The 12,574-nt window shown below is 48.3% G+C and carries 10 protein-coding genes, 1 tRNA gene and 2 pseudogenes; 6 read left to right on the top strand and 7 right to left on the bottom strand.

All coding sequences use genetic code 11. The features are described from left to right. Positions 1 to 225: 225 nt before the first annotated feature. Positions 226 to 294: pseudogene (gene ykgR / locus QUF14_RS28845) on the top strand (small membrane protein YkgR); the annotation flags it as partial. A 162-nt stretch (positions 295 to 456) separates the two neighbouring features. Here the strand turns inward: ykgR and QUF14_RS01665 are convergent. After that, positions 457 to 1,377: a nucleotidyl transferase AbiEii/AbiGii toxin family protein gene (locus QUF14_RS01665; RefSeq protein WP_100733902.1), complete on the bottom strand. Its 921-nt coding sequence runs from the start codon at positions 1,375 to 1,377 to the stop codon at positions 457 to 459. Continuing rightward, the gene (locus tag QUF14_RS01660; RefSeq protein ID WP_001134470.1) at positions 1,364 to 2,146 is read right to left on the bottom strand and encodes a type IV toxin-antitoxin system AbiEi family antitoxin domain-containing protein; all 783 of its coding nucleotides are present in this window, start codon (positions 2,144 to 2,146) and stop codon (positions 1,364 to 1,366) included. Before QUF14_RS01660 ends, QUF14_RS01665 begins: the two co-directional genes overlap by 14 nt. Before the next feature lie 316 nt (positions 2,147 to 2,462). On the opposite strand from QUF14_RS01660, the gene QUF14_RS01655 reads away from it, so the two are divergent. The 4 genes and pseudogenes from QUF14_RS01655 to QUF14_RS01640 all read left to right on the top strand — a co-directional run. Next, positions 2,463 to 5,672: a hypothetical protein gene (locus QUF14_RS01655; protein WP_100733901.1), complete on the top strand. Its 3,210-nt coding sequence runs from the start codon at positions 2,463 to 2,465 to the stop codon at positions 5,670 to 5,672. Positions 5,673 to 6,018: 346 nt separating this feature from the next. Further along, the gene (locus tag QUF14_RS01650) at positions 6,019 to 6,489 is read left to right on the top strand and encodes a hypothetical protein (protein ID WP_000201186.1); all 471 of its coding nucleotides are present in this window, start codon (positions 6,019 to 6,021) and stop codon (positions 6,487 to 6,489) included. Then, positions 6,486 to 6,626 carry a helix-turn-helix domain-containing protein gene (locus QUF14_RS01645; protein WP_001424131.1) on the top strand — a complete coding sequence of 47 codons (141 nt, stop codon included), beginning with the start codon at positions 6,486 to 6,488 and terminating at the stop codon, positions 6,624 to 6,626. The genes QUF14_RS01650 and QUF14_RS01645 overlap by 4 nt, the downstream gene beginning before the upstream one ends. Positions 6,627 to 6,634: 8 nt before the next feature. Continuing rightward, a pseudogene (locus QUF14_RS01640) lies at positions 6,635 to 6,837 on the top strand (integrase); the annotation flags it as partial. 14 nt (positions 6,838 to 6,851) lie between these two features. Here QUF14_RS01640 and QUF14_RS01635 read toward each other — a convergent pair. The 3 genes from QUF14_RS01635 to proB all read right to left on the bottom strand — a co-directional run bounded on the left by QUF14_RS01635 (position 6,852) and on the right by proB (position 9,410). Then, positions 6,852 to 6,927: transfer RNA gene (locus tag QUF14_RS01635), tRNA-Thr, on the bottom strand. A 114-nt stretch (positions 6,928 to 7,041) separates the two neighbouring features. Next, positions 7,042 to 8,295 (bottom strand): glutamate-5-semialdehyde dehydrogenase, encoded by a 1,254-nt coding sequence (proA, locus tag QUF14_RS01630; RefSeq protein WP_000890578.1) that lies wholly within the window; start codon positions 8,293 to 8,295, stop codon positions 7,042 to 7,044. Positions 8,296 to 8,306: 11 nt separating this feature from the next. Beyond that, positions 8,307 to 9,410, bottom strand: a complete 1,104-nt coding sequence (gene proB, locus QUF14_RS01625) for a glutamate 5-kinase (RefSeq protein WP_001285288.1) — start codon at positions 9,408 to 9,410, stop codon at positions 8,307 to 8,309. 287 nt (positions 9,411 to 9,697) lie between these two features. On the opposite strand from proB, the gene phoE reads away from it, so the two are divergent. After that, the gene (gene phoE / locus QUF14_RS01620) at positions 9,698 to 10,753 is read left to right on the top strand and encodes a phosphoporin PhoE (RefSeq protein WP_000749856.1); all 1,056 of its coding nucleotides are present in this window, start codon (positions 9,698 to 9,700) and stop codon (positions 10,751 to 10,753) included. A 38-nt stretch (positions 10,754 to 10,791) separates the two neighbouring features. Here the strand turns inward: phoE and crl are convergent, their stop codons facing one another. Both crl and frsA read right to left on the bottom strand, forming a co-directional pair. Then, a complete protein-coding gene (crl, locus tag QUF14_RS01615; protein WP_000174675.1) occupies positions 10,792 to 11,193 on the bottom strand; it encodes a sigma factor-binding protein Crl in 402 nt (133 codons plus the stop codon). Between the two features lie 57 nt (positions 11,194 to 11,250). After that, a complete protein-coding gene (frsA, locus tag QUF14_RS01610) occupies positions 11,251 to 12,495 on the bottom strand; it encodes an esterase FrsA (RefSeq protein ID WP_000189544.1) in 1,245 nt (414 codons plus the stop codon). Positions 12,496 to 12,574 lie beyond the last annotated feature (79 nt).

Genomic DNA, 12,574 nt, shown 5'->3' with positions numbered 1-12,574 from the left:
TAACAACGACCGACTCTTCACTGTGCAATATTGTGTCAGGTAGTCACTCTGCGTTCAATTCCAGGGGCCGCTTTGAGCGAGAAAGAGCGGTCTTATCTGTACAAGGGGACTATCCAGTAATGGAGATCACCCAAAAGAAAAAAGTACCTGGCTCCCTCGACAACCTTCATCCGGGAATTTAGCCTCAATCAACATTTTTATATCTGTCAGGTTACTTCATTATGAAAACCGATCAATATCGTTGTTTTTGTTGCAATAGTAGAATACACCTATTTATTCCTCCATTTCTATTAATAACGGCCATAAACCGTTCACTTCACTGATATTTAAAATATGCATCCTTTTCCTGCTTTTCAAGTTGTTCAGCGGCGTAAGAAAACGTATTAAATATGAATTCGACGATTTAACCATTTCTGTCTGATTGGTAATCATCTGTGATTAATGCTGGTCTATTGATTACGCCAGCACCCTCTCTAGCTTATTCACCGCCGCCACATACTTCGCCGGATTTTTATCTTTCAGCACCGCCAGATTACGTTGCTTCCAGCGAATAGCCGGAAAATGCTGAATTTCAGGATAGCGATACCGCGACCAGTCAGGGCTGTTTTGCTTAAAACTGAGCAAGAACTCGCGATCCCGATCCGTAAGATGTGACTTCAACGCCTGCGGCAGCAAAGTCGTTACTGACAGCAGCGATTCCAGCGACGTTTCCTGCTGAGTCATCCCCGAAAATTCCTGAGCATACAGCGTCGTGATTCGCTCTGTATCCCAGTTTGGGGCCAGCAACTCGGCAATGGGGCGGGGATGGCCTGCCAGATAACAAAGAAAACCGTCAAAGATCTCCCGCATCAGTCCCGGTTTCTCCAGCATATTCAGCACATCAAACAGATCGCGCGGGTGCTGACGATCAAGCGCTGCGCAGATTTTACCGCCATAAAGATCCGCCAGCGAAACGACACTCATAGTGGTGAAGCCATACTCCATTTCCACACGTTCGCACACCGACATTTCTGCCGGAGGCAACAACAGCCCACGCCAGACCGGACTAACCTCGATCTTAATCTGGGCATCAGCCGTATTCACAATGATGCGCTTTTCATCCGTTTTATTTTCCTGCCGAATCGCGGTAATCCCCGGTTTACTGTTCAGCGATGCAGTAATTCTCTTCAAAGCGTCGTTGATCGCCGTCAAATCGGTATCGCGATCCGCAAAAGTCTTATACGCCAGATCGATATCCACCGACAGACGGGGAAAATCCTGCACAAACAAATTGATTGCGGTGCCGCCTTTTAATGCGAAACAGGACTCCTTCGCCACATGCGGCAGAGCGGCCATCAACAGTTTGACCTGCCGGGTATAGCTATCACGCAGATCCATCTTCGACTCCTTCCGGTTTAAATTCGCGTGGAACAGTAATTTGATAATCCGGCTCCAGCCAGCCACCAGGTATGATTTGCCGCTTTCCCGTACCTATTTCTATACCGCTTTGATCAAGATACTGAAAATAAGGGTGTCCATTACGCCGGGCAAGGTAAAGCATCACCCGGTTGGTTTTAATCGAATGACTGGCGCGAAGCAGTGCCTGCAATTTGCGTGGGCTGAGAAGATTCAACCCCTGAAACAGAGCATCGGCATGTTCGAACGAGATCAACGAAGGAACGCCGCAGGCGATCTCATACGCGGCCAGTTCCGGAACACTGCCTGCTAACTGGCGGTCGCCAATTTTCAGTTCCGTAGTCAATGACGTTACATCTACGGTAAGCCCCGATGTATACAGCGTGATAAATGTTGCAGATTGTTCGAAGGCAGCAAACCATCCCGGCAGCTTAACGTAAGCCGGAAGCGCGAGCCAGACCTGCGGCTTACCCGGTTCGGTATAGTGCGCATGGCCCTGAAGCGCAAGGCTGGTTAGCCCCGCCACCCGAACAGGCTTTTCCCACTGTGTTTGAAGGCAGTAAACCGCGTCTACCCAATCCGGCTCACGGCCCGTCCGGCAGTACACACCGTGAGCGATGCGCCTGAGCCAGCCATTCTGAACATAGAGATAAGAAAGCTTACGATCTACGCCGTTGCGGGTAAGCCATGACTGGAGCAGCACCTGACCGGGTAGTGTATGCTGCATCAGCCAGTTTAGATAGTTTGGCAAATGTCGCCTCTGAATAGACATTAACAATAATATATAAACTAGTGTAGATTAAGGGATACGCCACAGCAAGAAATAGTTTACTTATTCCTCATTTTGTCTACTTAAACTCGACATTAAACAAAAAATTCAAACTTAATCACTTTCGGGAAAAATGTGACAAATATATGCTCGGACTGGTTGCGGGGAGCGTGTAACATGGATACAAATCAAAATTATTGCCAGCCTCACTGATGGATTACTGGTGTCAAGAGCACCTCCTTCGGGCATGAAACGGCTGGCTAATTCTGTACAGACTTTAATCTAAGGACGATAACGCATGACATATCAGGCAACTTTCACTGGCTGGGATGATCTGACGATTGAAGACCTTCTGGTCGCTTACCGGAAAGCAAAAGCCGATAGCTTCTTTGAGAATACATTTCCTGTTGCTATCAAATTTGCCGAGTATGAGCAGGAATTACTTGAAAACCTGCAAAAACTCTTAGATCTTTTACAGAGCGAAGATGGATTCAGTAGCAATAAGAAGTTGATTGGCAAATTTCGTTTGTTACCGAAAAAATTAACCATAAAGAAAAAACATGAATCCCAAAATGGACACGTCCACTTTTCTAATCCTAAACGAGCAGCCGACCATTTATTTAATAATTTTGATCTGATACCAGAGTTTCGTATTATTGGTGACTTCCCGGTTGATAGTCACATTATCTCTGCACTATGGATTAACATGGTCGGGCATAAATTTGATGCCAGCTTAGATAACTGTTGCTATGGCGCGCGGCTAAAGCGTATTCGTAATGATGAATTATTTAGCAATGAGCAGGATAATCCATTCCATATCAGTGCAGTGGGTTCTTTTAGCCCCTACTTCCAGCCCTACCAAAAATGGCGTGGTGATGGCTTAAAAGCTATACGTGACGAGTTGGAAAAAGATCGTGACATTATCGCCGCCTCACTGGATTTAAAAAGTTACTATCATTTTATTGATCCACTGGCTATAACCTCTGATGATCTCTATAACACACTAAACATAAAACTGACTGAGGATGAAAAAGCGTTTACTGCACAGTTAGCAGTATTCTTAAAGCACTGGTCTGACGGCGCAGCGGCATTTGGAAAGAAAATAGCGTACAAAACACCTGTTATTAATGGTGGTCTGGTCATTGGATTAACAGCCAGTCGGATCATTTCAAATATATTGCTACACCATTGGGATAAATTAGTCATTGAAAAACTATCACCAATTCACTACGGTCGTTATGTCGATGATATGTTCCTTGTAATACGCGATACAGGGAAAATTACTAATAATCACGAATTTATGTTATTGCTGCAAGATAGGCTTGGCAATGATTGCGTTTATTTGAAAAACGAGCAAAAACAAATATGGCAAATACAGCAGGGCGAGCATTTCCATGGTAAGACCACCATCCAGTTACAATCCGATAAGCAAAAACTTTTCGTGCTTCAAGGGAGGGCTGGAATAGACCTGCTCGACAGTATCGAAAAGGAGATCTACGAGCTTTCTAGTGAACACCGCTTGATGCCTTCACCGGATCAACTGGAACACTCAACCGCAGCTAAAGTCCTTTCCGCTGCCGGTAGTGTAGGTGAAAATGCCGATACTCTGCGCCGTGCAGATGGATTAACCATTCGTCGTTTGGGCTGGTCACTGCAATTACGCTACGTTGAAACACTGGCACGAGATCTGCCTCCAAGTGAATGGAAAGAACAGCGGGAAGAGTTTTATCAGTTTGCCTACAACCATATTCTTAGGGCTGATAATCTATTTGCACATTTTAGTTATCTGCCAAGGCTGCTTGGCTTTGCTATCAGTATGAATGAATGGCAGCACGCGGAAAAAATTGTACTTAAAGCTTACGAATCCATCAACCTGTTGGCATCGGTGATTACTTCAGGTAAGGAAGTGAATATAAATGGTTGCAAAACTCGAGCAGTAAATGATCTTTGGCGCTGTATAAAAGGCACATTAAGCTGGCTATTTGTTGATGCAGCGACACGATATTACAGTCCTGACAGATTATTTCTTGATAAACGTTCAAAGAAAGAAGAGTGCCTTGCGGATACATTTTTTAATCATATTTCACAAAGTCTGACGAATCTAAAGGATTTACTGGATCTTCGCTTTGATTCAGCAGATTTTTATTTAAAAGCGCCATTGGTAGCTCGAGCTGATTTAGCAAAGGAACCTTATAAACAGATCGTAAAGAGTCAGTCGGCAGAAAAACTTGTTAATCAGCGTGATAGTAAAAAAGAAGTTAAAATACTGAAATTAATGAGCGACTCATCGCTTATTGATATTGACGTTATTAAGCTATTTTTGAAATCAACCAAGAATACCCGACTGGAAAAAGTGGCTAAAGGAAATCGTAAGAACGAAAGTTACCTACCTTACATTTTCCCTACACGTCCTTTAACACCCGCTGAAATATCAGAACTGGCCCCCGAATGTGTTGGATTACCCTCCACATCCGACAAAAAACCAGATGAGAGACCGTCCACCATTTGGGCAAAATATACTCAAGCATTACGCGGAGTATGGATCAAACCGACGTTGCTAGCATCGGAGCAGGACTCAGATGAAGCGACAAAAAAAGCTCGGCCTAAGAAATTCATTCATATTGGCACAGACAGGAAACATAAAGTTGTCGTTGCGCTAACCAGCATTAAAACAGAGGAGGACGACTGGGCTAAAATGGCCTGCAATAAATCTAACTTGTCCCGTTCAAGGTACCAGCGGATTTCTGAACTGGTTAATGCAACATTGAAACTATCTCCTAAACCTGATTATGTTTTATTCCCTGAGCTTTCAATCCCGTTACGCTGGGTTAACAGTATTGCTGATCGTTTGAGTTCGGCGGGTATCAGTCTAATTGCGGGAACAGAATACCGCCACTTAGACGATAATCAACTGAAGAGTGAGGCCGTACTTGTCCTTTCAGATAACAGACTCGGCTATCCAGCGAGTGTCAAAATATGGCAACCCAAGCTGGAACCCGCCGTAGGTGAAGATGAGGCATTATTTTCAACTTATGGTAAGTCTTGGGACTCGACACTTAATGTTAAACAACGTAAGCCGGTATATATTCATCATGGCGTCAATTTTGGCGTTATGATTTGCTCTGAACTCCAGAATAGTAAAGCGAGGATCCGTTTTCAGGGCGCACTCGATGCATTAATGGTATTGAGCTGGAATAAAGATCTAGATACGTTTGCATCGTTGATTGAATCAGCAGCGCTGGATATTCATGCCTATACTATTTTAGTGAATAACCGAAAATACGGCGATAGTCGCGTACGTTCCCCGGCAAAAGAACCCTTTATGCGTGATATTGCTCGTGTGAAGGGCGGTGATAATGACTTTGTGGTCGCTGCAACGCTGGATATCGACTCGTTAAGGGCATTTCAGAGCAGGGCAAAACGCTGGCCTAAAGGCGGCGATAAATTCAAACCGTTACCTGAAGGATTCCAGTTGGCAAAGAACCGCAAAAAGCTACCGCCAAAATAAGAAACTGATTTTCGCTATTAATAATCAGGGTATTTTTGCGTGAGATGTCGGTAAACATGATGTAGCTCTTGCCACTCATGACCAATCGCAGTATCTTTCTCCCGCGCCTGCAAAATCAGGCGTCGGGATTAGCCTCCTGAAGAAATCTTATCGGCGACACATGACGCGCCAGCGTCTTTTTTTGTGTTGTTCGCACGGTTACACCTCAATGGTGGGCCGGGCGGGGGCGTCGCAAGACGCGCCAGTGTCCGATAAGGCTGGTAAGGCTAACCCTGCCCGGTTCCACCACCCGCGAGATTAGCCTCTCCGGTGGTGGCTTGAACACCCACTTATCGGAGGTTGCCCTATGGCTACAATCCTCACCACTGACAGCGATTTACTCGATCTATTGACCGTCCCCTTCAATGCCACCACGGATTTCACTGTCCTTGCTGACTACTGCGCCCGCTTTGCCGAAACCCTGATTGAAACCGACGATCCCGCGCTACGACTGGCGCTCTGCGGGCGGCTTCACGCGGCTCTTGCGCTATTGCAACCCACACTACACGACCCCATCCCACCGCATCTTACCGAAAGCCTGACCGTGGATACCCTTCCCGCCACACCAGAGCACTTTATTTCCGAACCTGATTCCTTGTGCGAATACTGCCTCGCACTACTCCAGCTTCTGCTGGAACGTCCGGCGGAACCAAAAATGGAGCAAACCCTGACCGGGCTGCTGTGTGAGCTGGTCTGGTATTTCACGGAAGGACTCAAAGCCCCGCGCTGGATGCGTACCGCCGACGGCGTAAAATTTATCAGCGAGGTGGCCGCATGATGCAACAGGACTGGCATTCCGCCGACATTATTGCGGTGCTGAAAAAGCGGGGAACGCCTCTGGCGGCACAGAGAAAAACTCATTGCGGAAGCGCTGTAAATATCGCCAGAAATCATCTGGTCCTCAAGGTACTTTGATAGCAAAGGCAAGCTGGCTGGTTCAGTCCGGAGTCTCTCTTCTTGCACTTAAAGAGATGGGAGGATGGGAAACTCTCAAAAAGGTTCAGAGATACGCTCACCTTTCAGCCGGGCATCTCACCGAGCACGCAAGCAAAATCGGCACGATCATAAGTCGCAATGGCACAAATACGGCACAGGAGGAAGCGTGGTGTATTTAAATATGGGGTAACTACTTGATTTAAATGGTGCCGATAATAGGAGTCGAACCTACGACCTTCGCATTACGAATGCGCTGCTCTACCAACTGAGCTATATCGGCCCTGAAAGGACATGTTCACGAACGTGAATCACGGTGGACAAGGTTAAAACTAACCGGGCGATGCGTCAATGGCCTTGTGAATCAAATGGCTACTTTTGCATCACCCGGTTTTATTTATGCACGAATGGTGTAATCACCAATGCCGATCCACTTGTAGGTGGTCAGAGCTTCCAGCCCCATTGGGCCGCGCGCGTGGAGTTTTTGTGTGCTTACCGCAACTTCCGCCCCCAGACCAAACTGGCCGCCGTCGGTAAACCGCGTAGAGGCGTTAACGTAAACAGCGGAGGAGTCCACTTCGTTGACAAAACGCTGGGCATTACGCATATCGCGGGTCAGGATCGCATCGGAGTGTTGCGTACCGTGTTCACGAATATGGGCGATGGCATCGTCAAGATCGCTGACGATTTTGACGTTCAAGTCTAATGACAGGAACTCATCGTCATACTCTTCGGCTTTAACAGCCACCACCTTCGCTGGGCCTGCCTGCAACTGCGCCAGCGCAGTTGCGTCAGCGTGTAATGTCACGCCGCTTTCCGCCATTTGCTTGCTTAATGCGGGCAGGAAGCTATCTGCGATGTTTTTATTTACCAGCAACGTTTCTACCGTATTACACGTGCTCGGGCGCTGAGTTTTCGCGTTGACAATCACTTTCAATGCTTCAGCGATCTCTGCACTTTCATCAACGTAAATATGGCATACGCCTATACCACCTGTGATTACCGGAATCGTCGACTGCTCGCGGCACAGTTTATGCAAACCAGCCCCGCCGCGTGGGATCAGCATGTCGATGTATTTATCCATACGCAGCATTTCACTGACCAGTGCACGGTCAGGATTATCAATCGCCTGCACGGCACCCGCCGGTAATCCGCAGGAATTCAGAGCATCCTGAATCACCGCTACCGTTGCAGCATTAGTGCGGCAGGTTTCTTTACCGCCACGCAGAATCACCGCGTTACCGGTTTTCAGGCACAGTGAAGCAACATCAACCGTCACGTTCGGGCGCGCTTCATAAATCACGCCAATCACCCCCAGCGGCACGCGACGGCGTTCCAGGCGCAGGCCACTGTCCAGCACGCCACCATCAATCACCTGCCCCACTGGATCGGCGAGGTTACACACCTGGCGCACATCATCGGCAATGCTTTTCAGCCGTGCGGGCGTCAGTGCCAGGCGGTCAAGCATCGCGTCACTAAGACCATTGGCACGCGCGTCAGCAACATCCTGGGCGTTAGCATTGAGGATGCTTTCGCTTTGTGCTTCCAGTTCATCGGCGATTTTTTCCAGCACGCGATTTTTTTCGCGGCTGGAGAGTTGCGCTAATTTATACGAGGCTTGCTTCGCGGCAATGCCCATTTTTTCCAGCATCGGCCTGCTCCTTAACGGGTAATCATGTCATCACGGTGAACGGCAACCGGGCCGTATTCATATCCCAGTATTGCATCAATTTCTTGCGAGTGGTGTCCGGCAATACGGCGTAATGCATCGCTGTTGTAACGACTGACGCCGTGGGCGATATCGCGACCTTCGAGGTTGCAAATGCGAATGACTTCACCACGCGAGAAGTTGCCGGTTACGCTTTTAATGCCTTTCGGCAACAGGGAGCTGCCGCGTTCAAGAATGGCGGCGGTTGCCCCTTCATCTACCGTGATTTCACCCGCAGGTGGCGCACCAAAAATCCAGCGTTTACGGTTTTCAAGCGGAGTTGCCTGGGCATGGAACAGCGTACCGACGGAAATGCCTTCCATCACATCACCAATGACGCCCGGCTTGCTGCCCGCGGCAATAATGGTGTCGATACCCGCGCGGCAAGCCACGTCAGCGGCCTGCAATTTGGTGCTCATGCCGCCGGTTCCAAGACCTGAAACGCTGTCACCGGCAATCGCGCGCAGTGCGTCATCAATGCCGTACACATCTTTAATCAGTTCTGCCTGCGGATTGCTACGCGGGTCAGCGGTATACAAACCTTTTTGATCGGTCAGCAACAACAGTTTATCGGCACCTGCCAGAATCGCCGCCAGCGCCGAAAGGTTATCGTTATCGCCGACTTTAATCTCTGCAGTAGCGACAGCATCGTTCTCATTAATTACCGGGACAATGTTGTTATCGAGCAGCGCACGAAGGGTATCCCGCGCGTTAAGGAAGCGTTCACGGTCTTCCATATCAGCACGAGTTAGCAGCATCTGCCCGACGTGAATGCCATAAATCGAAAACAGCTGTTCCCACAGTTGAATCAGTCGACTCTGCCCTACCGCCGCCAGAAGTTGTTTCGAGGCGATAGTCGCTGGCAGTTCCGGGTAACCCAGGTGCTCACGTCCGGCGGCAATCGCCCCCGACGTCACAATTACAATCCGATGCCCGGCGGCATGTAGCTGCGCGCACTGGCGAACAAGTTCAACGATATGGGCACGGTTCAGGCGGCGCGATCCGCCTGTTAGCACACTGGTGCCGAGTTTTACCACCAGCGTCTGGCTGTCACTCATGATTCTCTGCCATTCAATTTTAGGGAAAATGATATCAAACGAACGTTTTAGCAGGACTGTCGCCGGTTGCCAACCATCTGCAAGCAAAGCATGGCGTTTTGTTGCGCGGGATCAGCAAGCGTAGCGGCAGTTGTTTACGCTTTTATTACAGATTTAATAAATTACCACATTTTAAGAATATCATTAATCTGTAATATATCTTTAACAATCTCAGGTTAAAAACTTTCCTGTTTTCAACGGGACACTCCCGCTGAATATTCGCGCGTTAATTAAAATCAGGAATGAAAATGAAAAAGAGCACTCTGGCATTAGTGGTGATGGGCATTGTGGCATCGGCATCCGTACAGGCCGCAGAAATATATAACAAAGACGGTAATAAACTGGATATCTATGGCAAAGTTAAAGCCATGCATTATATGAGTGATAATGACAGTAAAGATGGCGACCAAAGTTATATCCGTTTTGGTTTTAAAGGCGAAACACAAATTAACGATCAACTGACCGGTTATGGTCGCTGGGAAGCCGAGTTTGCCGGAAATAAAGCAGAGAGTGATACTGCTCAGCAAAAAACGCGTCTTGCCTTTGCCGGGTTGAAATATAAAGATTTGGGTTCTTTCGACTATGGTCGTAACCTGGGGGCGCTGTATGACGTGGAAGCATGGACCGATATGTTCCCGGAATTCGGCGGCGATTCCTCCGCGCAGACCGACAACTTTATGACCAAACGCGCCAGCGGACTGGCAACGTATCGGAACACCGACTTCTTCGGCGTTATCGATGGTCTGAACTTAACCCTGCAATATCAAGGAAAAAACGAAAACCGCGACGTTAAAAAGCAAAACGGTGATGGCTTCGGCACGTCATTGACATATGACTTTGGCGGCAGCGATTTCGCCATTAGTGGGGCCTATACCAACTCCGATCGCACCAACGAGCAGAACCTGCAAAGCCGTGGCACGGGCAAGCGTGCAGAAGCATGGGCAACAGGCCTGAAATACGATGCCAATAATATTTACCTGGCAACTTTCTATTCTGAAACGCGTAAAATGACGCCAATCTCTGGCGGCTTTGCCAATAAGACGCAGAACTTTGAAGCAGTCGCTCAATACCAATTCGACTTTGGCCTGCGTCCATCGCTGGGTTATGTCTTATCGAAAGGGAAAGATATTGAGGGCATCGGTGATGAGGATCTGGTCAATTATATTGATGTCGGTGCTACATATTATTTCAACAAAAATATGTCAGCGTTTGTTGATTATAAAATCAACCAACTGGACAGCGATAACAAATTAAATATTAATAATGATGATATTGTCGCGGTTGGGATGACCTATCAGTTTTAATGGAGATTGCCGGATGCGGCGCATCCGGCACTTTTCACTCACGCGGTTAACTTCACCGGTTCATCACGAAAATCATCCGCCGGTTCCAGCTTCAGATTCAGTGTCGTCAGCAGTTCACGCAGCTTCTCATGAAACTCACGCAGGGTATGTTCCAGTCGCTCAACCACTTCGGCATCTTTTACCGGAACGTTCTTCCAGTCGCCTGCTTTATCGAACAGACCAAACTGGTAGCTGTAAGTAAAACGGGATTCCTGCGCTTCAAGCTCCATCCACCAACCCCAGAACTCACGCACTTCCGGCGCTGGTTTCACGTTGACGCATACAGCCAGACAATCGAAAAAGAATCGATTATCTTCGCACTTACCTTCACGAATATAGGGGCCTAGTGCGGTAAATTTTTTGATCAATCTGCTCTTCGGGTGTCCACTCGGTAACGTCATTGCGATCTCCTGTTGTGATGCACCTGTTTTACCAAACTGGTAAAATTTAGCAAATTTTTAACACAATCGTTTTTCGATCCAGCTCGTGATTTCCTGAAGACCTTTGTCAAAATTCCGATACACCGGATTAAATGGAATCTCTAACAATTTACCATCAGCAGATGATGAGGTGATTAAGCGTGAGTCCTCTTCCGGGCTGAACGGATCGTTCTTCCAGTAGCCTGATAACATTGGCGTTGGGCAGCGACGGCCCAGCAATCCTTGCACTTTTAATGAATAACGATTCAGTTCCACACGCAACGCTTCATCGGAAGCATCATGCATCCCCAAACGACTCGCCAGAACGTCAAGATACATTTCCGGCACCTGTTGCTGGCACTTAAAATCACTCAACAGGGTATGAACTACTGGACCAAGACAAGCAACCGCTTTCAGACGCGGCGATTCAAGATATGCCAGACGCACAGCAACGTTAGCGCCAAAACGGAAACCAAAGGCCGCGACACGGGTGTGATCCACCCACGGGACGTTAGGCAGCGCCTTTAAGACGTGCTGATGCAACAGGCTGGAGTCCTGAGTGAGCTTCCATTTTGAAGAAAAGCCCACCGACGGCATATCAATAGTCAGCATCGCAATGCCGCGCGGGGCAAAATAACGTTCATACAGACTGTAATAATCCGTCTGCATCGCATCCAGACCACCACACATTAATACCGTCGGGAACGGGCCATCGCCTTTCGGCATATGCAAAAAGCCGGTGATGGGCGCACCGCCTGGTACGGTAAACTCCATCTGCCGCATCGTGCCCGGCAGACGTTGGGCGGCCTCTTCATAGGCACGGTTTGACAAAGCCTGCGCTTGCTCGGCCAGGTCATCCCCTTTCAGATGAGGATAGGCGGCAATGTTGTACAACGTGGCCGCATGCAGCCAGTGACGACCACTGAGTTGTGGATCTTCTTCCGCACAAGCTTTTTGTTGCCACACCATCGCCTGGGTGGCCCATTCATAAATCCAGTTGCCGCCGCGGTAGCCAATCACCGTATCGTATAAATCATCGTCGGTACGTTCAGCATCGCTCATCACAATACGCGCCTGAACGTCGAGGATTTCACGTGGGTCAATGCCGCGCCAGATCCACATCAGACGGTTTATCATGCGATACCAGTGGGGGATGGTTTTACCATCAAGGGCCGACTGCACAGGCGGTTGTGCGCCGTGATTAAAGCGGCGGACTAGCGTCGAGGTTTCAGGATGTTTAAAGCGGGGTTTGAACAGGGTTTCGCTCAGGTTTGCCTGTGTCATGGATGCAGCCTCCAGAATACTTACTGGAAACTATTGTAACCTGCCTGAAGTTAAAAAGAACAACGCCCGGCAGTGCCAG

The organism is Escherichia sp. HH091_1A (genome assembly GCF_030295175.1).
In the GTDB taxonomy this organism is placed as follows: domain Bacteria; phylum Pseudomonadota; class Gammaproteobacteria; order Enterobacterales; family Enterobacteriaceae; genus Escherichia; species Escherichia coli_F.
This window is presented reverse-complemented; position numbering and strand designations above follow the sequence as displayed.